The sequence below is a fragment of the Sphingomonadaceae bacterium OTU29LAMAA1 genome (genome assembly GCA_024072375.1).
Lineage (GTDB): Bacteria > Pseudomonadota > Alphaproteobacteria > Sphingomonadales > Sphingomonadaceae > Sphingomonas.
Genome location: CP099617.1, coordinates 2,877,123 through 2,899,550, shown reverse-complemented (window position 1 = coordinate 2,899,550; position 22,428 = coordinate 2,877,123). Strand labels below are relative to the sequence as shown.

The window sequence follows — 22,428 nt, the reverse complement described above, 5'->3', positions numbered from 1 at the left end:
CACCCCTGCTAGCGCTCCAACATGCCATTGGAGCGCAGCACCGCACCAAGCCCCCCGACAAGGCCCTCAACCAAGATGCGCCGGATCATCCATGTGGTCGGTCCCTAAGCCAACGTGGGAAGACCCCTTCAGACGGTCGATCGTCAAGGTTTCACGGCGGGGGCGAACCCGTTCGCCCAGTTTGCAAACCCCGGCACGAATGCGATCGGCACCATGAACAGTGGCGAGAGGATTGCCGCTGCGCCCCAGTACCAGGCCACATGGATACTCCCCTGCGTTCGTCGTTCGTGAACCGCGCTCCAGAAGACCGGCGCGAGCATTCCCGCCTCCATCAGCAGCAGACCGATCGGCCCAAGCTGTTCCATCGGCACGATCCGAGCCCAAGCGGGAGCGACCGCGATGATCGTGGCGCACGCCAGAAGCCGACGATGCCAGTCGCTGCGCCGCCGCACACGGATTGCCAACACCACCAAGAGAGCAAACGGGATCAATCCGCCGATGTTTGTCACGATCGTAAAGGCGGGTTCTGACTGGCGGCCACCGGCAATCGAGCCAAAGGTTGTCCAGATCCCGGTCGTCACCAGCGCGACCGCGATAAACGCGCCGATCCAACCAAACGTCCGGTGCAGCTCGCGCTGTCGCGTGCCGATCAGCCATGGCTGCATGACCGCCAAAACGCACCAGGCTAAGCCGATGGTAGCATGCAGGTAGACCGTGAGTGGCAACACACTGTAATTTGTGCGGCCGCGGATGGGTTCCAAACCGAACCCAGCGATCACGACAAGCACCTGCGTAAAGGCAATCGCCGCGAACAGGCGCGGTTCTCCGCTTATTGAACGGAAGCTCTTGATCACGGCGACTCCCAAACGCGAATATCGCCGTTGTTACCGCCGAAAATGCGCGCTGGCGAGCGTCGGCTATTTGGGCTTTAGCCGACTGGCAGCTTTGCGGTCGCAAGGACCCAGAAAACGACATTTGCGCGCTCTTCGCCGACCCCAATTTCGGCCCCTTGTTCATCTCGCTAAAAAGGTTGCTGTTGTACTATGCCGACCAGCGGATTTGGATCCGCCGAGATGGTTCAGCCGTTTGCACAGCAGAGCTGGCATGGGCGCTGCCGCCAACGGTCATGGGGAACAAGATGAAGCTCTGGCACTCTGCTGCGGTCGCAATTGGGATGGCGCTTGCTGTGCCAGTCGCTGCTCAGGACTTAGCACCGGCCATCGATCTCGGGACCGTTGCGCAAGGTGCGTTGATCCAAGGCACGATGGAGGGTCATGCCGATAGAGCCCGAGCCCGTAAACGGGGGCAGAAGGCTACTCTCGCACGTGCCGATGAATGCGCCCGAGCGTGGGGCCGGCGCGAGCAGATGAACCGTGCCCAGCGACAGCGCCTCTACGACCTCTGCCCGCGCTGAGCCGCGCTGCAACGTGCAATCAACGAGCGCCGAAAATTGGCGCGCCTCAATCCCCTAGAACTCTCGCTTGACCCAAAAGCTGACGTTCAGTGCACTGAGGGCGCTGCCCAGCTTCGGACGCTCGTTCATATGATTCTTAGACCGAGAACGCTTTAGCCGCTTCATCAACGCAGTCGGGCGGCCAGGAAATCGATAAAGACCCGCACTCGCGCAGGCGTACTGGCACCGCCGACGAAGACGGCGTGGATCTGCTCCACGTCACCGGGATTGAAATCTTCGAGGATCGGTACGAGCCGTCCTTCTGCCAGTTCCGGTGCGACACTGAAGCGGCCGACGCGTGCCACACCCACGCCGGCCGCAGCCAGTTGGCCAAGCGTCTCGCCGTTGTTCGCCTCTATGCTGCCCTTCACCGACAAGGCGAAGTCCTGCCCGTCGCGGTGGAACGGCCACACTGGCTCGACACGGCGGAAGTTGAAGTTGAGGCAGTTGAAGCGGTGCAGATCCTCCGGGATGCAGGGTGTCCCGTGCGCCGCAAGATAGTCGGGGGATGCAACGATGATCCGCCCGGTTTCGCCCAGCTTACGGGCGGTAAGCGCGCTATCTGCGAGCCGTCCGAAGCGAATGACTACATCCGCCTCCCCGCCCGCCACGTCGACCACCGAATCGGTTAGCGCGATGTCGACCAAGATGTGTGGGTAGAGCATGGCGAACTCGCCCAGCAGCGGCACGACGCAGATGCGGCCATGCGACAGTGCGGCACTGATCCGCAGCCGGCCGCGCGGCACACCGCGATCGGCGATCTCCTGTTCGGTGTCGTCGAGATCAGCGAGAATACGGCGCGCCGCCTGCAAATAGAACTGGCCCTCGGTAGTCAGCGACAGCGCGCGGGTGGACCGCAACAGGAGGCGAACGCCGAGCCGTGCTTCGATGCGATCGACTGCGCGGCTGACTGCCGAGGGACTCATCTCGAGTATTCGTCCGGCAGCGGAAAAGCTGCCATGCTCCACCACCGCCGCGAACAACGCGAGAGCGCGTGCGCGATCGGCTCCGCCGCTCAGCTTTGCGTCCATGACATAGATCCTCTGCGAACAGCTTGGCTATTCCGTCCATCTAGGACTGCCCATCTATGCGTTGGATTAGCAAGGGACGATCGACCATGGATTATCGACAACTCGGATCCTCCGGCCTGCGGGTACCTGCGCTGAGCTTCGGCACCGGCACCTTTGGCGGCCAGGGGCCGTTGTTCAGCGCTTGGGGGCAGAGTGATGCAGCCGAGGCGCGGCGGCTGATCGACATCTGCCTCGATGCCGGCGTGACGCTGTTCGACACCGCGGACGTCTATTCCAGCGGTGCGTCGGAGGAGATACTGGGCAAGGCGATCCGCGACCGCCGTGACGCAGTGCTGATCTCGACCAAAACCGGGTTGCCGATGGGCGATGGCCCACAGGACTGGGGGTCATCGCGTGCCCGCCTACTGCGTGCGGTCGACGATGCGCTTTGCCGGCTCGGTACTGACTATATCGACCTGCTTCAGCTGCACGCGCTGGATTCCCATACTCCACCCGAGGAACTGATGGGCACGCTCGACCGGCTGATCGCCGCCGGCAAGGTCCGATATGCCGGCGTCTCCAACTATCCGGGCTGGCAGCTCATGAAGGCGCAGGCCGTCGCCGACCGTCACGGCTGGCCGCGGCTGGTCGCGCACCAGGTCTATTATTCGCTGATCGGCCGCGCCTATGAGGATGACCTAATGCCGCTCGGCGCCGACCAAGGCATCGGCGCGCTGGTCTGGAGCCCACTCGGCTGGGGCCGCCTGACCGGCAGGATCGGTCGCGATCGTCCGATCCCGGCGGGCAGCCGCCTGCACGACACCGAACAGTTCGCGCCCCCGATCGAGCCCGAGCTGCTCTATCGCGTCGTCGATGCGCTGGAGGCCGTTGCGGCGGAGACCGACAGGACAGTGCCGCAGATCGCGCTTAATTGGCTGTTGCAGAGGCCGACCGTCGCGTCGGTCATCATCGGCGCGCGCAATGAAGCGCAGCTGCGCCAGAATCTTGGTGCGGTCGGCTGGGCGTTGAGCCCTGAGCAGATCGCCGCGCTTGATGCGGCGAGCGCGGTGCTGCCACCTTATCCGCATACCCCCTATCGTCAGCAGGAAGGCTTCGCCCGCCTCAACCCGGCCCTGGTCTGAGGAGACGCGTTCATGAAATTCAACCTGGGCCTGCTGGCCCTGTCCGTCGGCGCGTTCGGCATCGGCGTGACTGAATTCGCGCCGATGGGCATGCTGCCGGTCATCGCCGGCGACCTCGGCGTCTCGATCCCCGCGGCGGGCCTGCTAATCAGCGCCTATGCGCTCGGCGTAATGATCGGTGCGCCGCTGATGACGCTTACCACCGGCCGGGTGCCGCGGCGAATGCTACTGATTGGCCTTGCCGGTATTTTCACACTGGGCAACCTGCTCGCCGCTGTCTCGGACGGCTACGCCATGCTGATGGCGGCGCGCATCCTCACCTCTTTCAACCATGGTGCTTTCTTCGGCGTCGGATCGATCGTTGCCGCCAGCCTTGTCCCGCCGCAGCGCCGCGCAGGCGCGGTCGCCGCGATGTTCATGGGGCTGACGATCGCCAACGTCGTCGGCGTCCCGCTGGCGACCTGGGCTGGCGAGCATCTCGGCTGGCGCGTGTCGTTCTGGGGGATTGCCGGGCTCGGCGTGGTAACGATGATAGCGTTGCGTTTGACACTGCCGCTTTTGCCTGGGTCCACCGGTGGCAACGCGATGGCCGAACTGCGGGTGCTGACCCGCAGCAAGGTACTCGGCGCGCTGGCGCTGACCATGGTTGGGTCGAGCGCGATGTTCACCGTCTTCACGTACATCACTCCGATCCTGCGCGAGGCGACGCATGCGTCGCTCGGCTTCATCACCGCGATGCTGGTGCTCTACGGGCTCGGACTCACCGCAGGCAATTGGCTAGGGGGCAAGTTCGCCGACAGGTCGGTCGATCGCACCCTGATCGTGACTTTGGCATCGCTGACAGCCATCTTGGTCGCGTTCGCGCTGCTGATGGATCACGCAGCGCCAACGGCAGTGTTGGTGTTCCTGTGGGGCGTGGCCAGCTTTGCGCTAGTTCCACCGCTGCAGGTTCGCGTCATGACCGCGGCTGCCGACGCGCCGAACCTGGCTTCAGCCGTGAACATCGGCGCCTTCAACCTTGGCAATGCATTTGGTGCGGCGCTGGGCGGCGGCGTCATCGCTGGCGGGCTCGGCTATCCGGCTGTTGCGCTAGCCGGGGCAGCAGCTTCGGCGGTGGGCCTCACTGCGGTTGTCTTCGCGAGCCGTCATCCAATGACGCCGGTCGCAGCATGACTTTTTGGTGCCCATTGGGAACGTTAGCTTGGTCTGCAGACCACTAGGGTGGGGGACGATCACGGCCAGCTCGAGCGTCGTTACACGCCCTACGCGATGACCCACAAGCAGACGTTCCCGGTGACCCTTCGCCTTTCTAAATTCAGACATTCGTTCATGTCGCTGCAAAAGCGCAACAGAGGAGTGGAACCCGCATTCTCGCCGACTGAGGGGACGTCGAGTTTGAAACTGCCTTTCGGCTGAGCATTTTCTCTGTATCGAGCACCGTCCGAGACGTACGATCATTTTACCTCGCGTACGAAGCTGGTGACATCCTCGAGCACCTGTGCCCTGCTCCTAAATGGACGCGCTAGCGCCAGGAGAAGGCCGACATGGCCCATTTTCGGATAGGACCGGAAATTCACCGAAACGCCACCCGCACGCAATCTTGCGCCGAGCGCCTCACTGTTACGCGGGCGGACAATGGTGTCGTCCGCTGCAACGAGCAGCAACGCTGGTGGATCTCCGGTCCCGGCCCACGTGACGGGCTGCGTGTCCTTGGGCCGGGGCCACCCACCGAATGCGGCACGACTGGCGTCGACATCGAAAGGAGCAAAGTCATAGGGGCCAGCCATTCCTATGAAGCCTCTCACCGCCTGCCGATCGTCCTTCAGCCAACGATCGTCTACCGCTAGCATGGCGGCGATATAGGCGCCCGCCGAATGACCCATCAGTATGAGCCGAGCCGGGTCCCCGCCGAACTCTGCAGCATGTGCCTCGGTCCAGCGTACGGCTGCTGCGCCATCCTCCACGAAGGATGGATAGCGAACCGTAGGCACGAGCCTATAGTCGGGGATAACGACAACGAACCCCTTTGCCGCCAACGCTCTGCCGACGAAGGCATAACCTGAGCGCGATCCGCTGTTCCAGCTTCCGCCATAGAAGAACACCACCACCGGTCGCCGGCCGATTGGTTGCGGCCGCGGTGCATAAACGTCCAGCCTCTGACGTGGATCGTTACCGTATGCTACGGCGGTTGCGACCCTTCCCGCACCTCGATCTTTAGGCACCAGCGTGTCGAACACGCCTAACGGCGAGCAGCCAGCGGCGAAGAGGCTCGCCAGGACCGTGAGGCGAGCGCGAAGGGTCGTGGTCATGCTGTTCAACGTCCTCTTTCCGTCTCTGCAATGATGCGATCGATCATCAACATGGGTGGACGCATGTTCGACCTTGTGGATCGCTCTTGTCTCCACTCCGGGGCGCCGGCGCGGACGGTACATCGCCATGGTCCACGGCATGACCAGCGAACCCGCAGACTTTGCATCGAAACCGCTGCACCCGCCGTATCTCGATCATGAACCCTGAGCCCGACCTCTCCTCAGATACTGCAGCTTCGGTCGAAGCGGGCTCGGAAGGTCGCTACCGGCGCATCCTTGATATGACGGCTGCACTCAGGGCAATGTTCGGTGATGCAGCTTTAGCTATTGCCGATGGTCAACCCGGCGCCTTCGACGTCGGCGGGAGGAGCGGCATTCAGTGGCAGGATTTGGCGGACGAACTACGTGCCGCCAAGATGCCCCGCACAGTAACCTTCACCCCGACGCCGTGACCTCGCGACAAACGGATGGTTACATGGGCGGCGTGATCCCGTCCTTGCCGATCGCGACGAACTTGGCTCCGGGCGCGCTCGCGTCAGTGACGACGAAAACCTTTTGACCTTTCGCCAGCACTGACCGCTGCGTCGGCTCGAATCGGACCACCGGCGTGCCGGCCGGCACGAGAACCTTGGTCTTTCCGCCCTTGTAGGAGACGGTCAGCGTCGTCTCGCCGGACTTGCCGGCACCCTCTGTCACCGTGCCGTTAGTCATGGCACTCTGTTGCTCCACGGTGCCGTTGGTCATGGCGCTTTGCTGCTCAACCGTGCCATTGGTCATGGTGCTTGATCCGCTCGCATCGCCACCAGCCGCGGCGACGACGCCGGGAACGTCCCAGTCATAATGACCCTCGCCTGTCCCGCGCATCGATTCCGGGAAGATGACCAGTTCGACTGCGCGCACTGTGTCTCCGGCCCCTGTCGTTGCCGTGCCGATGAAATCGCCGTCCTTCAGCGTGGCCAGACTGGAACCGACCACCCATGCGAAGCCGGTCTTGGTGTCGAGCGGCACGGACACAGCACGACCATCATAGGTCTGCACCGCAAGAGCATTTGGACCAACGGATTGCACGACGCCGCGGACGCGGGTCGCGGTCGTTGCCGGACCCGACGCCGCTGTCCCATTTGCCTCGTTCGAGCTTGGGCCACTGCATCCACCCAAGGCGACGATTGCGCTACCGAGCAGCGCGAAGCTCTTCATGGTCATTGTGTCGCATCCCTGGATTGCGCGAAGCAGGATATCCGCGCCAAGATGTCCTGCACCGTCGTGCGCCATTTGTCTTCAGGCAACGCCGAAGCTTGGTTACTATTGCTTCGCCCGCCTGGCCGCACGCCTTTCTGCTACCCTCAGGCGACGTCGATGACGAACGAGGCGTGACTGCACGTCTGTCTCGGCTATGGGACACTTACAGGCGCCTTGCATCAGGCAGCCTTCTGTCAGGAGAGAGACCATGCTGTTTCATACGATGGTGGGTTCCAACGATATCGAGCGCTCCAAGCGCTTCTACGACGAAGTGCTGAGCGTCCTCGGCGTGAGCGAGGCCACCCTCAATATCGCAGGCAGCGGCCATACGCGCCTGTTCTACCGCAACGAGAACGGCACCAACTTCATCGTCACCGAGCCTATCAACGATGAGCCCGCGACCGTGGCGAACGGCAGCACCGTTGCATTCTCCTGCAATTCGCCCGAGCAGGTGAAGGAGTTCCATGACGTCGCCATCGCAAACGGCGGCACGTCCGTTGAAGCGCCACCGGGACCGCGAATGAGCCCATCCATGGGGGCCATTGAACTAGCCTATTTCCGCGATCCCGATGGCAACAAACTCTGTGGGATTCATTTTCCCGCATGAGCGGCTCTGGGTCGAACTCGCTATTATCGTGGCTGGCGAGCTCAACCCAGACATTCGCGGTCCGTTTCGAACTTCTCCGCCTAGGTCGGACTTTGCTCGCGCTCGGAGCCGCCGCGGAGCGGTGTTACGTTCCGAAGTATCGTTCGATCTCATCCAACCGGAGCGTGATCGCTCTGCTGGGCAAATGGATAGTTAGTCTCTGCCGTCCATCGTTCGTGAAACGAGCGGCTTTGATCAACAGGTCACGGATAGCTGCCCGACCGACGACCCTGTCGCCTCCCAGCCAGCCACTGCCAAGCGCGACCTCAGGTGCCAGGATGAGGAGGCCATAAGCGTCGGATGCCAAATGCTCGGTTATGACGATGGTGCCCTTCTGCCGTGATTGCGGCTTGGCTTAACTGAGGATCTCGGCTTCGCGATTGGCAGGCATTTGGACCCACAAGCAGACATTTAGGCGGCCTTGAACTCTTCCCAACTCCGGCCGTTCGTTCATCTCGCTAAAAAATCGAACTCGCGGACCCGAAGCAGTTTCTTGAACGGTTAAGAAAGTATGTACCCCGAAGGTAGCAGTACGTTTCAATAGGCGGTAGTCGCCGAAGCTAGAGATAATTTATTCGACCATCGTTAGGCGTCGAGCGGCGCTCGGAGACGATGCTTGCTCCTCCGCTAGGCTGCTTGGCTGGTTCCATTCTCAAGCAGCCCGGCGATACGGCAACTCTCGACAGGGCGGCTGAACAGGTAGCCCTGTATGTTACCGCAGCCCTCGCCGCGGAGCATGTTGAGCTGCCCGGTATCCTCGACGCCCTCGGCGGTCGTTTCCATGTCGAGCGCGGTCGCCAGGTCGACGATCGCGCGGACGATCGCCGCGGCGCTCGGATCGCTAGCGATGCTGGTAATGAACGAGCGGTCGATCTTGATCTTGTCGAACGGGAAACTGCGAAGGTAGCTGAGCGAGGAATAGCCGGTGCCGAAATCGTCGAGCGCCACGCGGATTCCCATCGCGCGCAGTTTGTGCAGCAACGCGATCACCGGCCCCTCACCGTCGAGGAAGACCGATTCTGTGATCTCGATCTCGAGCCGGCTGGGTGCCAGGCCACTATGCGCAAGCGCTTGGAGAACGATCGACGGGAACCCGGTGTTACGGAACTGCAGCGGCGACACGTTGACCGCGACGCGGACATGCTCGGGCCAGTGCATCGCCTGACGACACGCCTCCTGCATCACCCATTCGCCGATCGCAATGATAAGCCCGGTATCCTCGGCGATCGGGATGAACTCGACCGGCGGAACGACGCCGCGCTCTGGGTGGTGCCACCGCACAAGCGCTTCAAACCCGCCGATCCGGTCCGCCTTCAGGTCGAACACCGGCTGGTAGTTGAGAACGAACTGGCCCGCCTGGATTGCCTCGCGAAGGTCGAGTTCGACCTGCCGGCGCCAGCGCGCCGCGGCGTCGAGCGCGGGTTCGAAGAACCGGAACACCCCTCGACCGTCTTCCTTCGCGAGATACAGAGCGAGATCGGCATTCTTGAGCAGTTCGTCGGCGTCCTTGCCATCGGCCGGGCCAATCGCAATACCAATGCTGACCGCTGTCGCGATCTGATGGCCATCTGCCACGACTGCCTGCCGCATCATGTCGAGAATGCTCTGAGCAAGGGCACGCGGACGATCGGCATCGAACTGGCCTGATAAGATTATCGCATATTCGTCGCCGCCAAGCCGCGAGACCAGTCCGTCTGGCGCGCTTTCGCTCAACATAGCGCCGATCGCTTTCAGCAACGCATCGCCAACCGGATGTCCGAGCGTGTCATTGACGCCCTTAAAGCGATCGAGATCGAGACACAGCACCGCGATCGCTCCACCGGTCCGCCCCACCTGAAGGATCGCCTGGTCGAGCGACTCGCGAAAATACGTCCGGTTGGGCAGGCCGGTTAGGACGTCGTGAAGCGCGAGATGTGTGATGCGGCTCTCGCGTTCCAAGATACCGACCGACATCCGGTTAAAGCTGGCAGCGAGCCTGCCGATCTCATCGCGGCCCTTCACGACGATGTGGGCGTGACTACCCTCCTCCAGCGCCCGCGCCGCGGCGTCCAAATTGGCGATCGGTCCCGCGATTCCCTGCGCCAGCCGGCGACTGCCGAGCACGACGAGGATCAGGCCAATCAACCCGGCGAGCGCGATACCCGCCTGCAACGGCAGATACGGCGTCAGTGCGGCATTGAGCGGATAGCGGATCAGGATCGCCGCCTGCGGCCGATCTGTCAGGCCAGCCAGCGGCTTGGCGATCGCGAACGCGCGGCCGGTCGACAGATTGAGTGTGGCAAGTGTCCGGGATGACCGCGACGCTTCGACCAGATCGTCAACCGCGGCGTCGGATTCAACCGACCTGTCCGCCGCATGCCAGCGCTTTGCGCCATCGCTGCGCATGATCGTCGCGATCAGCGGGATCGCGGACAGTCGTTCGAGCGCGTGCATCTCGGTACCGTCGAGTCGCACGGCGAAGACCACCCAGCCGACCTGCGTCGGTGCCATCACCGGTGAAAGGATCAGTCGGTACACCTGCCCCGCCACCACCACGACCGCGTCACGCCGGCCGTTCGGAACCGCGAACGGGAAGCGAGCGACCGTCGCCGCCAGTGCACCTGAGGGGCCGGTGACCTGCCCGTCCTGTTCGACCACGAATGCAGCGGTAACCTCTGCTCGGTGACTAATATTGGCTAGCGCGGACGCAATGGTCGGCCGATCGCCGCTGGCGACTGCCGCGCGGAACCCGAAGTCTCGCGACAACAGGTCGGCTGACGCGATCAGCGATTGTGACCTGAGCAACCAGATCCGGTCGTAGACGCTGCCGCTAGTGATCAGTTCCTGACGCACGGAATCCCGCGCGTGCGTCCAGATCATCGCCTGCGCTACGACCGCGAGCAGCACCAACGTTACCGCGAACAGGCTCGCGTACAGCACCGACAGCTTGGTCCGGAGATGGCGGAACCGCGGCCGGCGCAGATCCATCACCGGTGCAGCACGAAGGTCGTGGCAAAGCCGGTGGCGGCGACGTCGATCGGCTGGGACGCGGTGCTGCCGGGCGCGCGGATCGAGGGGTGCCAGACGCGAACCGTCCCCGCCCCTACGGGCACGCCGGTCATGCTGACATGCCCAGCCTGGTCGGTCAGCGCGGCAAACGGCGTGGCGGTCACAAACACGAACCCGCTCATGGAATCATGGATGTTGCAGCCGAGCGGGACCACGCCCGGACGATCGAACAGGACGGTCCGCGCATCCTCCCGCCCGTAGAGTTTCAAGTCGAACTTTTTGGTTTTCGAAAACGAATAGACATGGTGACGCACCCGGTCGCGGTTGGGGAAGCCGACCGTCGCACCGACGGGGACAATCAGTACGTGCGGCTGAAATGAGATGTCGCGCTGTTCGATCATGTAGGGCCCGCGCACAGTCACTCCCGGCGCCTTGGGCGTCTCGATCGTGACCACCGCGCCCGCCAGCGGCTTTCCGTCGAAGCCGCGGACATCGATCGCCACCGTCGCGGCCTGCCCAGCCACAGGCAGCGCAAGTGCGACGATCATCAAACTCAAGCGGAGGACGGATGCGTACATGGCCCTACCTCTAGCGGTCGGAGAATTGCGAACCCGTAAACGCCATCGATGTTGCCCCTGTCTTTTCTGCCGGGCGACGCGTTGATGGCCTGGCGCAGGAGACCGACTATTAACCAATGGTCTGCATGAGATGCAGGATGATTCGTATTCCGCTTTCGGCCGTTGCCGGATGTACCGCCAAGGTCGTAGTGGCGACCGCCGTCATGACCGCCACCCCCGCCGCGGCGCGCGAGGGCCGGGCCGGCGGCAAGCTCATGCTGACCAACGGCGTCACCACGATCGAGGGCAGTTCGGGCGGCGGCATATCTACCTGGGCGCTGATCGCCGGCAACGAGACCGTCGACGGGATCGGCGGGTCCGCGCATGTCTCGGTCATCCTTCTCCCGGATTATCGCTGGGAAAGCCACGGCGCGGCTATCGGCTTTCGGGACCGGCTGGAACTGAGCTACGCCCGACAGAATCTCGACACGCGGGACGTCGGTGCGAAGCTCGGTATCGGCCGCGGCTATACGCTCAATCAGGATGTGTTCGGTGCCAAGCTGCGGGTTGCCGGCGATGCCGTCTATGGCAGCGCCTACCTCCCGCAGATCGCGATCGGCCTGCAGTACAAGCACAACCTCGATGCGCCGATCATAGCTGCGGTCGGCGGGCGCCACGACAGCGGTACCGATATCTACGTGGCCGCCACCAAGCTCCTGCTACGGCAGAGCATCCTGCTTGGCACCATGGTCCGCTACACAAAGGCCAACCAGAACGGCCTGCTCGGGTTCGGTGGCGATCGCGGCGCAAATCGTACCGTCCAGGTCGAGAGCACGATCGGCTACCAGATCTCGCGCCAGCTGGTCGTCGGCGGCGAATACCGGTCGAAACCCGACAATCTCGGCTTCGCCAGGGAGAATGACTGGAAGACCGCCTATGCCGCCTATGCGATCAGCAAGAACCTGACTGCGACCGCGGCCTATGTCGATCTCGGATCGATCGCGACGGCCGAGCGCCAACGCGGCGCCTTCCTGTCGCTCCAGACTGCCTTCTAGGGAATTTTCGCGATGCTCGTGCTTGCCCTGCTCGTCCTCCTCCAGACCGCACCCGCGCCGCCGGGCGAGGACCCGGTCCCGCCCTATGCGATGAGCGATGCCAATGCCGGCGGCCGTCCATTCAAGGGCGTTGCCATGCTCGAGGCGTTTCACGGCGTGGCCGGCACCGACCGGATCGTCGACGATCTTGTAACCACGAGCCAGGCCGATCCGCGGATCGGCGACATATTTAAGGGGCAGGACATCGTCCGCCTCCGCCGCACGCTGAAGGAGCAGTTCTGCCTCCTGTTGAACGGCGGCTGCCGCTACACCGGTCGCGACATGGCAATTGCGCACAAGAACCTCGGAATCCAAGCCAAAGACATGAACGCGCTCGTCGAAAACCTTCAAGCCGCTATGCGTCGCGAGGGCGTAGCATTCTCAGACCAAAACGCCTTCCTCGCCAAGCTTGCCGCGATGAAGCCGAACGTGGTCACGCGCTAGAACACTCAACCTCGGTGGTTCACGAAGGCTATAGAGGTTTTCCATAGCAGGAACGGCGGGTCTAGTCACCGTCTGCCGTGGCCATAGCGGCGGCTAAGACCCAAAATCGGCCATTCAGTGCAGTCGTAGCGCTTACTCGCAAGCGGTCGCTCGTTCATGTTCAATGACCCTTTTCTGAACAGGCAGACTTTCCCGGCCCCACCGCCTGCCGGCGCGGGCCTATGGGCCGATCTCCAGCGCCCGTCGGCCGATAAAAGCCGGGCCCGCGAAGCGACCGGGCTTGTTGAGCTTCTCACAACGACGAGGCGGAGACGGCATGAACACGATTGAGCGCGGCACTGGCCGCACGCTGCTTTTGATCCACGGCCTGGGCGGGAGTTGGCAATCGTGGAGTACCGTCTTGGACCCACTCAGCGCCTCGCGAAAGGTCATCGCGGTCGACCTTCCCGGCCATGGGGCTACCCTTGCCGAATCCGACAGCGGGACGTTCGATGGTCTGGTCGGCAGCGTCGAGCGTTACATCGCGGAGGCTGGCTTGTCCGGCGTCGATGTCGTCGGCAGTTCCATGGGTGCGCGGATCGTGCTTGAGCTCGCACGGCGCGGACTCGTCGGGAACGTCGTCTCGCTCGATCCGGGCGGCTTCTGGCGGGGCTGGGAGCGCACCTTCTTCAAAACCACCATCGGCGCCTCCGGTCGCTTACTGCGGGCCATCCGGCCAGGCCTGCCGGCGTTGAGCCGGAATGCAGCGTCGCGCACGGCGCTGCTCGCGCAGCTCTCCGCGCGTCCTTGGGCGCTTGACGGGGAGACCGTCGCGACCGAGCTGGAAGGTCTCAGTACAACGCCGACGTTCGATGCGCTGGTCCGGAGCCTTGCCACGGGACCTGAGCAGTCCGGTCCCGCCGCTGCCGGCACCGGCCGGGTCGTCATCGGGTGGGGCAGACACGACCGGCTCTGCCTCCCCAGACAGGCTGCGCGCGCGCAGGCAGCCTTTCCCGGCGCCGAGCTCCACTGGTTTGATGGCAGCGGCCACTTTCCTATGTGGGACACGCCGGAGGAGACAGTCGCCGTCATTCTCGACGCGACGAGGTGATGCTCCACCCGCTTCACGGCTCGATTGCGCGATGATGGTAGCATCGACCCATAAGTGGACGTTCAGCCTGTCCTTTCCACCTCCCGAAACCAGCCGCTCGTTCATCCGGGTGTCCCGTCCCTGCTGAGCTCAAACAGCTCCGCGGTTAGCTTGGCTTGGAATAGGTGATCCTACGCAGCGGCATTGGGGCATTCCGAGCTACGATAAGGGCACGAGGCACACACAACCTCTTTTACAATCAGCTTTCTCCGAACAATTCCCGCTGCGCCTTATCCAGCTCTTCCGCATAGCGACGCCGGGCATAGCTCTCGGAGAGGATGCCGAGAACGGCACCATCACTCCCGATCACTGCAAGTTCGTCGGCGCTTGCGGTGTCGAACGTGGTCATGACGCTCCTGATATCCGCATTCGGCATCAGCGCCAGATCCGTGTGGATCGCCAATGATCCGACGGGCGCTTTCTGGTCCAGCTCCTCGGCAAAAGCACTGGCGGTCTGTACGATGCCGCCATAATTCTCCTGATCGTCGACCAGCACGACGCGGCTCGTCGAACCGAGGGGGAATGCCCGACGGAATTCGGCGATCGTCGTGTTGCACGGTGTAGCCCGTTCGACGCGCCGCATCATCTTGCCAGCCGTCAGTGTTCTGACCCAGCCCACGTCACGAGCGCTCTTGATGGTTTCGCCCCGCAGGTGAAGCCGCCACGTCGAGAAGGAATAGCCGAACAGTTCGCGGACGATGGTCGAGGAGACCAAAGATGCCGCGATGGCGGCGCCGGCCAGCGAGAAATCGTGGGTCGCCTCAAGGACCAGCATCGCCATCGTCATCGGGCCGCCGACCACCGCCACTGCCAGAGCAGCCATTCCAACCAGAGCGGCATTGTGCGGGTCGATGATGACTGACCCGGCCACCCATTCAAGCGACCCAGCGAACAGATGGCCGAGCAGGCTGCCCAGAAACAGTGACGCGAAGAACAGGCCACCGCGGAAGCCGAAGCCGAGCGAGACGATAGATGCCGCGCACTTCATGATGAAGATGGCCGCGAGAAAGCGCAGCGGGACGTCCCCTTCCAGGTTGAGGTGAAGGGCTCCGTGGCCGGCGGACAGGACCTGCGGCGTGAGCATCGCAAGCGGGATGAGCAGCAGCCCGCCCAGGATCGGCCGGTAGATCGAGGGGATCGGCAGCTTGCGTGTCGCTGCCTCGATATCCGCGACGGCACGCATCAGCAGGATACCGGCACCAGCGGCACAGGCACCAAGGCCGGCATAGAGAAGGTAATGGAACGTCTCGATCCGTTCGCCTGCGTTGGCAGCGACCAGATACGGCTGTGCCCCGAACGCTTGAGCCACAAGGACACTCGACAGGCACGCTGCAGCGACCGGTGCCAGCGCCGATATTGTATAGGCCCCAATCACGATCTCGAACGCGTAGAAGGCACCGGCGAGCGGTGCGCCGAACGCGCCCGCGATAGCGGCACCGGTTCCGGCGCCGACCAGGATCCGCAAATCGGACCTGCGCAACGCGAACCAGTTGCCGCTGAGAGAGGCGACAAGCCCGCCTAATTGCGCATAGGCCGCTTCAAGCCCCACCGATGCTCCGAAGCCGTTGGAAAGTATCGTCTGTCCGGAGATGACGAGGCTGTCCGACCACGACATGCGGCCACCGTGAAGGGCGTTCGCCTCGACCGCATCGACCATTCGGCGCCGGCGGGCGTGTGTCAGCCAGGAGAACAGCGCCAAAACGGCCCCGCCCGCCGGCAGGGCGATCAGCGCGAGCGAAGGGATCGTGGTGGCGGCACTCAGCCGTTCGTCCGAAGGCAACGCATACAGCAAGAGCTGGATCGCGCGCGCCAGAGCACCCTGTGCGACGCTGAGCAGCCCGGCTGCACTGCCAATTACGATCGCCAGAATGATCAGTGCAGCTTCGCTGGAGCGGAACGCCTTGCGCAGCCACGACGGCGCCATCCGGCCGGATGCCGAAGGCGTCGCTGCACTGTCGGTCAATGGGTCGGTCAAAGGGTCGGTCGATGGTGCTGAAGCCATGGCAGTCAGGATCCTGAAACGATGTCCCGAACCGGGCGGCAGCCACGTCGTGCTGGTGGACCACATCACGATCGGGGGGCCTACCGTCCCTGACATGGATTCGAGGCTGCGCTAACCCCGCGGCTCGATCCCCGAGGATCAATGCAGCGGCCAAGTCCAGATCACCAGCGGTGTGCCAACCAATACCACCAGCACCGACAGGGGAGCTCCCAGCCGGGCGTAGTCGCTGAACCGATAGCCACCGGGACCGAAAACCAGCGTGTTGCACTGGTGCCCGATGGGGGTGAGAAAATCGCACCCTGCCCCGATGGCTGTCGCGATCAGGAATGCCTCTGGCCGATATCCCAGGTCGTGCGCGAACACCGCGGCGATCGGCGCCATCACCAAAACCGTCGCGGCATTGTTGAGAAAGGGCGTTACGGCCATTGCCGCGACGAGGATCAGAGCTACCGCGCCCCAGGGCGGCAACGAGGCGGCCAGATGGGCGAGCGAAGTCGCGAGTACGTCCGAGGCCCCGGTGGTGCGGAGTGTTTCGCTGACCGGGATGAGAGCGCCCAGCATGATCAGGATGGGCCATTCGACGCCCTCATACGCCTCACGCAGCGGCAAGGCGCCAGTCGCCATCATCAATCCTGCCGCGGCGAAAAAGGCGACTGCCACCGGCACGTAACCGCTCGCGGTCACAGTCATCGCCACCGCCAGTATGACGAGCGGCAGAAAGCGACGTTTCGAACTGCCGAGACGCAAAGCGCGCTCTGCGAGCGGCAACGTCCCGAGATCACGCATACGTTCCGGCAAGAGCCCGAGCGGCCCCTGGAGAACGATGACATCGCCGGCGCGCAGCACGGTTTCGCCGAGCTGCTTGGTCAGCCGTTTGCCGGCACGCGAGACCGCGATGAGGTTCACGCCATAGCGTTGCTGGAGCCGCAAACGTCCGGCCGACTGGCGGACGAGGACCGAATCGCTGGTGACGACCGCCTCGATGACGCCGACCTCATCGTCTTCGCTGCCCTCCGGCAGGTCGCGATCCTGCCCGGCCAGCGCGAGGTGATCTCCTGCGATCACCCGTTCGAGCGTATCCGGGTCGCCGCCAAGGATCAGGGTATCGCCTGCCGCCAGAGGAAAGTCGGCTGCAAACCGCGTGCGGACGCCGTCCCGGACTATGTTGGTGATCGTTACCTCATGATCATGACGATCGATGAAGTCCTCGACCGCTTCGCCGATGGCGGTTGATCCATCTTCGATAGTCGCCTCGGTCACGTAGTCCGTGATGTTGAGAGCCTCGCCCATCGTTGGCGCGGCGCGGCGCTCTCGAGGCAGAAGCCGGTAGCCAAAGCGAAGGAATACGAGGCCGACAACGAGCAGGCCCAGCCCCGTCGGCAGATAGTCAAACATGCCGAAGGGCTGTCCGGTCATCTGCTCCCGCACCCTGCTGACGATGATGTTTGGCGACGTGCCCACCAGGGTCATCAGCCCTCCGAGCAGAGAAGCGAACGACATCGGCATCAGGAAAACCGAGGGGCTGGTGTCCGACTTCTTTGCCGTCTGCACGGCTGCCGGCATCAGCATCGCCAAGGCTCCGACGTTCTTGACCAACCCGGACGACACTCCGACTGCCGCAGTCAGCACCACGAGTTGCGATCGGACTCGCGTTACGCGGCGCGCCACGATGCCGAGGGCGCTCTCGATCAGACCGGAACGCTGCATCGCCGACGAGATCACGAGCGCCGATCCGACGATGATCACGATGTCATCGGAGAAGCCGGTAAAAGCCTCTTTGGGCTTCACCAACCCCAGCGACAGCCCGGTGAGCAAGGCGATTATCGCCGTGACGTCGTAACGGAAACGACCCCAGAGAAATAGACCCATCATGCCAATCAACAGGCCGACGGACATCAGTTGCGGCGTAGTCATGTCGTTAAAGCCCGCGAAGCGGCAACCAGCCAGCTGGGCACGACATTCTCAAGCAAAGCGCGCGCTCCAATGCCGGAAGCCAGGGCCGCAAGGCCGGTACGGGCCCAGGCTGCGTACGTGTGTTCCGCTGCCATGATGGTGCCGTCCGCAGCAAGCTCGGTGCGGCGATCGGCACTGTCAGCTTGCTGTTTGGCGCTGTGCTCCAGCCGGTTCGCATTATGGACAAGCGTGCCGCTGGGATCCTCGGTTGACGATAAATGGTCATTGTCCATCGCCGGTCAACGACGGGCCGGCGCTTTCAGTGCACCAGCTGCGAAAAAACTTCCTCGCCGCCGCTGTCCAGAACCGGCCGGCGGACAACCCTGCCTTCTGCGGAGGTTCAGGAGACAGCACGCAAATCGTTCTTCTCCAGGTGCGGCCAAGCATATGACCTGAGGCAATCGCAGAGTGCCGAGATCGCCTTGGTAAAGCGAAAATGTACGCTTCAAGGTTCGGACGGCACCACTTCGATGATGCGATCACCCGCCTGTAGACCATGCACTTCGGACTGCCAGAAGCCATAGCGCTGCCCGTCGCGATAAATTCGTAGCCCCATGCCCGTGGTGATGGCCGCCAGCGGCTTGCCGACTTCCTCCGGTCGAACGGGTCGCTCGTGCAACGACACCGCACCATGCAGGCCGGCGAGGTCCATCATGTAATCGGCGAGATGCGGCCCGCTGGTCGATCCCGCCAGTAGCAGGCCGGCAAAGCTCGCCGGATTGATCACGGTGTTGGCGCCAGCCTGGGTCGCTAGCGCTTCATTGTCCTCCGACCGGATCACGACGCTGATCGGCAAGTCGGGCGCAAGCCTCCGCGCGGTCAGTACGATCAGGATCGAAGTGTCGTCCCGGCCTGCCGCAACGATCAGCGCGCTCGCTCGTGCCACCTGCACCGCCTCCAGCGTCGCGTTGCGGGTGGCATCGCCGGCCAGGACGACCGTTCCCTCCGCCTCCGCGCGCTCCAGCGCATCGGCATGCGGGTCGATGACGACGATCGCGTCCGCTTCCTTCCCGCGCCGCTTCAGCTCCACCACCGCTTCGGTGCCGCTGGTGCCATGGCCGGCGACGATGACATGGCCGGACAGATCGCGTTGCAGGACGCGCATGCGCCATTTCTCCCAAACCCGCTTAAACAGAAAATCATAGGCCGTGCCGAGGAAGATCAGCCACACGAACAACCGCACCGGCGTCACCACGAAGGTATCGAACAGCCGCGCCCGATCCGTCACGGGCACGATATCGCCATAGCCGACGGTGGTGACGGTGATCATCGTGAAATAGACGACATCGATCAGGCTGACTTTCCCGTCGGCATTGTCGCGCAGTCCTTCGCGATCGAACCAGTGCACGGCAAGTGCGATACCGATCAGGCCGAGCGCCAGCAGCACCCGCCACGACAGCGCCAGCCAGACAGGCATACGGCTACGCTTTCGGAGCATCGGCAGCGGTTCGGCAGATCGGCGATCACGGGGCGACATGCCACCGGTGTAACGTCGATCAGGGAATTGGACAGCCGCAAGCGTTCCTGCCAGCGTCGTCCGCAAAGGACAGGAGGCGATTTGTTCGACTGGGTTCTCGCAGGTGCGGCGGCGTATCAGCCGATACTCGGCCTCGGCTTCATCGTCGCGTTGTTCGTCGCGTTCGCCAGCGAGCGGTTTCCGCCGGTAACGATCGCGGTTGTCGGCGCCGGTGCGATGATCGTGTGCGGCTGGCTGACGCCCGCGCTGGTCACCGCCGCCTTTGCCAATTCCGCTCCGATCACCATCGCCTCGTTCTTCGTGCTGTCGGGGGCGCTGGTCCGGACGGGTACGATCGAGGCGCTTGCCAGTATCGTCGTCCGCCGCGCCGGCAACGCGCCACGCCGGACGGTCGCCGAAATGCTGGCTGGTGCCGCGACGGCGCCTGCCTTCATCAACAACACGCCGGTCGTCATCGTGCTGATCCCATTGGTGCGGCGGCTGGCCAGGACGGTCGGCATCCCCGCGACGCGCCTTCTCATTCCGCTATCGTATCTGTCGATCCTTGGCGGCACGCTGACCCTGATCGGCACGTCGACCAACCTGCTGGTCGACGGCGTCGCGCGGGCCAACGGCCAGCCGGCCTTCGGTATCTTCGAGATCAGCGGCGTCGGCCTGATGGCGATGGCAGCGGGCATTGCGACGATGCTGGTGCTTGGGCCGAAGCTGCTGCCGTCGCGACCCGACAATGATATCGCCGACCGACATCAGTTGAGCTACCTGACCGAGCTGGTCCTGTCGGATGAGGAGGTGGCGAAAAACCTGTCGATCGCAGACCTGTCCTTCCTGAAGCGCGATGCCGTTCGGCTTATCGCGGTCAAACGCGGAGGCGAGCTGCTCCGCGATCCGGCGCCGACGATGCAGCTGAGGCGCGACGATCGTCTGGTGGTCGCCACTTCGGCGGACGAGCTGGACGGATTGGCCCGCAGCCAGGGCGTGATCGTCGGCCTGCAAAACGTCGGACAGGCGATCCGGCTTGCCGACGACGAACGCGCCGACGACGTCCGCTTGATCGGCCTCACGATCGCACCCTCGCATCCCGCGCTGGGGCGGGAATTGCGCGATATCCCGTTCCTGTCGAACCTGCCGGCGCGGGTGCTGGGGATCGGCCGCGCCCGCCATCTGCCGGGTCCCGATCTCGGCAGCGTCCGGTTGCGCGCGGCCGACAGCCTCCTCGTCGCGGCGGATGCGTCGGCGATCGCCGCCTTGCGCGAGAACACCAACCTGATCGCGGAGGATACCAGCCAGGTCCGTCGCTTCCGCCGGCGTCGTGCACCGATCGCGGTGGGTACGCTCGTGGGCGTCGTGATCCTCGCGGCGCTCGGCATCATGCCGGTCGTGCTGCTGTCGCTGATCGGCGTCGGCATCGTCTTGGTCACGGGCTGCATCGATCCGGAGGAGGCGTGGCGCTCGATCGACGGCAGCGTCCTCGTCCTGATCTTCGCGATGCTCGGCATCGGTAGCGGGCTGGAGGCGATCGGCACCGTCCGCCTCGTCGTCGATGCGATCGCGCCATGGCTCGGCGCGTTGTCGCCGCTGATGCTGATCCTCGTCCTCTACTTCCTGACCTCGCTGCTCACCGAAACGGTGACGAACAATGCGGTGGCAGTCATCATGACCCCCGTTGCGATCGGTCTGGCGCAGGCGACCGGCAACGATCCGCGCGCGCTCATCGTGGCAGTCATGTTCGCCGCATCGGCCAGCTTCGCCACGCCGATCGGCTACCAGACCAACACGATGGTCTATGCCGCGGCCGACTATCGCTTTTCCGACTTCGTGAAGATCGGATTGCCGATGAACATCACGGTCGGGATCGCAACCTGCTTCGCCATCGTCTGGCTGATCCACTGAAGCGATCCATGACAGCTCCGGAACAACCGGTAGAACGGCCCGTTCGCCGATGATGCAGCCTGTCACGCCACCGCCGGTGAAGAACCCGCTCGACCTCATCATGGCCAAGCTTCACGTCGCTTCGAACGATTTTTTCCTGCAGCTTCCCAATATCGTCGGCGGCATCATCTTTGTGCTGGTCGCCTGGTTCGTCGGCAAGCTGATCGCGAACGGGGTTCGCAAGGCGTTTCACCACAAGGGGCTGGTCGACCTCGGCGGCGTACTCGCATCGCTGACCTTCGGCCTCGTGGTCGCGGCGTCCGTCCTGATCGCCTCGGTCATCATCTTTCCGAGCGTCAAACCGGCGACGATCATCTCCAGCCTCGGCATCGGATCGGTCGCGATCGGCTTCGCCTTCAAGGACATTCTGCAGAACCTCCTCGCCGGCATCCTGCTGCTCATCAACCGCCCCTATCGCCGCGGCGACCAGATCGTGGTCAAGGATTTCGAGGGTACGGTCGAGCACATCCAGAGCCGCGCGACGCTCATCAAGACCTATGACGGCCGCCGGGTCATCATCCCCAATTCCGACGTCTACACGTCGCCCGTCGTGGTCAACACCGCCTTCCCGGTAAGGCGTGACCAGTTCGACATCGGCATCGGCTATGGCGACAAGCCCGATCGCGCGATGGTCGTGTTCACCGAGGCGATCGCCAGGGTAGACGGCGTCGAGGCCGACCCTGCGCCGGAGGTGCTGCCATGGGGCCTCGATGCCAGCTCGGTGACGCTGCGCGCGCGCTGGTGGTCGCAGTCCAAGCGCACCAACCTCGTTCACCTGCGCGCGCGCGTGATCCTGGCGATCTGGCAGGCGGCAGCCGACAACGGCATCGACCTGCCGTTCCCGACGCAGCAAATCCTGGTCCATGACCAGACCGAGGAGAGCGACGGGGACCGAACCCGGCAGCGCGAAGGGTGGCCGGCCGGCAGCCATCCGCCTCGTCCCCGTCGCGGCGCGCGCAGCGCCAAGGACGACCGGTCGGAGGATGAGGCATAGGTGGATAGCATGGGCGACGTTGACGCCGGCCGGGATAGGCTGAGAACCGGGCTGGCCCGGCT

19 protein-coding genes are annotated in these 22,428 nt (G+C 63.8%); 9 read left to right on the top strand and 10 right to left on the bottom strand.

Translation table 11 applies throughout. The annotated features are described in order from the left end of the window. Nucleotides 1–143: 143 nt before the first annotated feature. A complete protein-coding gene (locus tag NF699_14075; GenBank protein ID USU04166.1) occupies nt 144–854 on the bottom strand; it encodes a hypothetical protein in 711 nt (236 codons plus the stop codon). Nucleotides 855–1,578: 724 nt separating this feature from the next. Then, nucleotides 1,579–2,484, bottom strand: a complete 906-nt coding sequence (locus NF699_14070; protein USU04165.1) for a LysR family transcriptional regulator — start codon at nt 2,482–2,484, stop codon at nt 1,579–1,581. A gap of 86 nt (nt 2,485–2,570) precedes the next feature. Between NF699_14070 and NF699_14065 the strand changes: the two genes are divergently transcribed. Further along, nucleotides 2,571–3,605: an aldo/keto reductase gene (locus NF699_14065; GenBank protein ID USU04164.1), complete on the top strand. Its 1,035-nt coding sequence runs from the start codon at nt 2,571–2,573 to the stop codon at nt 3,603–3,605. Nucleotides 3,606–3,617: 12 nt separating this feature from the next. Further along, nucleotides 3,618–4,778 (top strand): MFS transporter, encoded by a 1,161-nt coding sequence (locus tag NF699_14060; protein ID USU04163.1) that lies wholly within the window; start codon nt 3,618–3,620, stop codon nt 4,776–4,778. A gap of 281 nt (nt 4,779–5,059) precedes the next feature. On the opposite strand, the gene NF699_14055 is transcribed toward NF699_14060, so the two are convergent. After that, complete coding sequence (locus NF699_14055) at nt 5,060–5,914, bottom strand: alpha/beta hydrolase (protein ID USU07102.1); 855 nt, start codon at nt 5,912–5,914, stop codon at nt 5,060–5,062. Between the two features lie 197 nt (nt 5,915–6,111). Here NF699_14055 and NF699_14050 point away from each other — a divergent pair, with 197 nt between their 5' ends. Next, a complete protein-coding gene (locus tag NF699_14050; protein USU04162.1) occupies nt 6,112–6,366 on the top strand; it encodes a hypothetical protein in 255 nt (84 codons plus the stop codon). A gap of 19 nt (nt 6,367–6,385) precedes the next feature. On the opposite strand, the gene NF699_14045 is transcribed toward NF699_14050, so the two are convergent. Next, a complete protein-coding gene (locus NF699_14045) occupies nt 6,386–7,117 on the bottom strand; it encodes a hypothetical protein (GenBank protein ID USU04161.1) in 732 nt (243 codons plus the stop codon). Nucleotides 7,118–7,361: 244 nt separating this feature from the next. Here NF699_14045 and NF699_14040 point away from each other — a divergent pair, with 244 nt between their 5' ends. Next, entirely contained in the window at nt 7,362–7,760 is a 399-nt protein-coding gene (locus tag NF699_14040) for a VOC family protein (GenBank protein USU04160.1), read from the top strand. Nucleotides 7,761–8,426: 666 nt separating this feature from the next. On the opposite strand, the gene NF699_14035 is transcribed toward NF699_14040, so the two are convergent. Both NF699_14035 and NF699_14030 read right to left on the bottom strand, forming a co-directional pair. Then, nucleotides 8,427–10,766: an EAL domain-containing protein gene (locus NF699_14035; protein USU04159.1), complete on the bottom strand. Its 2,340-nt coding sequence runs from the start codon at nt 10,764–10,766 to the stop codon at nt 8,427–8,429. Beyond that, nucleotides 10,766–11,365, bottom strand: coding sequence for a methylamine utilization protein (locus tag NF699_14030; protein USU04158.1), 600 nt, complete (start codon nt 11,363–11,365; stop codon nt 10,766–10,768). Before NF699_14030 ends, NF699_14035 begins: the two co-directional genes overlap by 1 nt. 137 nt (nt 11,366–11,502) lie before the next feature. Between NF699_14030 and NF699_14025 the strand changes: the two genes are divergently transcribed. The 3 genes from NF699_14025 to NF699_14015 all read left to right on the top strand — a co-directional run bounded on the left by NF699_14025 (nt 11,503) and on the right by NF699_14015 (nt 13,972). Continuing rightward, nucleotides 11,503–12,399, top strand: a complete 897-nt coding sequence (locus tag NF699_14025; GenBank protein USU04157.1) for a DUF3034 family protein — start codon at nt 11,503–11,505, stop codon at nt 12,397–12,399. Between the two features lie 12 nt (nt 12,400–12,411). Further along, the gene (locus NF699_14020) at nt 12,412–12,882 is read left to right on the top strand and encodes a group 1 truncated hemoglobin (GenBank protein ID USU04156.1); all 471 of its coding nucleotides are present in this window, start codon (nt 12,412–12,414) and stop codon (nt 12,880–12,882) included. Between the two features lie 316 nt (nt 12,883–13,198). Then, entirely contained in the window at nt 13,199–13,972 is a 774-nt protein-coding gene (locus NF699_14015; protein ID USU04155.1) for an alpha/beta fold hydrolase, read from the top strand. A 238-nt stretch (nt 13,973–14,210) separates the two neighbouring features. Here NF699_14015 and NF699_14010 read toward each other — a convergent pair whose 3' ends face one another. From NF699_14010 to NF699_13995, 4 genes are all read right to left on the bottom strand, one after another. Continuing rightward, complete coding sequence (locus NF699_14010; protein USU07101.1) at nt 14,211–15,935, bottom strand: chloride channel protein; 1,725 nt, start codon at nt 15,933–15,935, stop codon at nt 14,211–14,213. Between the two features lie 216 nt (nt 15,936–16,151). Next, nucleotides 16,152–17,909 (bottom strand): SLC13 family permease, encoded by a 1,758-nt coding sequence (locus tag NF699_14005; GenBank protein ID USU04154.1) that lies wholly within the window; start codon nt 17,907–17,909, stop codon nt 16,152–16,154. A 14-nt stretch (nt 17,910–17,923) separates the two neighbouring features. Beyond that, nucleotides 17,924–18,199, bottom strand: a complete 276-nt coding sequence (locus tag NF699_14000; protein ID USU04153.1) for a hypothetical protein — start codon at nt 18,197–18,199, stop codon at nt 17,924–17,926. A 212-nt stretch (nt 18,200–18,411) separates the two neighbouring features. Then, the gene (locus NF699_13995; protein ID USU04152.1) at nt 18,412–19,383 is read right to left on the bottom strand and encodes a potassium channel family protein; all 972 of its coding nucleotides are present in this window, start codon (nt 19,381–19,383) and stop codon (nt 18,412–18,414) included. 141 nt (nt 19,384–19,524) lie between these two features. Here NF699_13995 and NF699_13990 point away from each other — a divergent pair, with 141 nt between their 5' ends. Then, nucleotides 19,525–21,333: an SLC13 family permease gene (locus NF699_13990; GenBank protein USU04151.1), complete on the top strand. Its 1,809-nt coding sequence runs from the start codon at nt 19,525–19,527 to the stop codon at nt 21,331–21,333. A gap of 49 nt (nt 21,334–21,382) precedes the next feature. Beyond that, entirely contained in the window at nt 21,383–22,366 is a 984-nt protein-coding gene (locus NF699_13985; GenBank protein ID USU04150.1) for a mechanosensitive ion channel family protein, read from the top strand. The last annotated feature ends 62 nt before the right edge of the window (nt 22,367–22,428 follow it).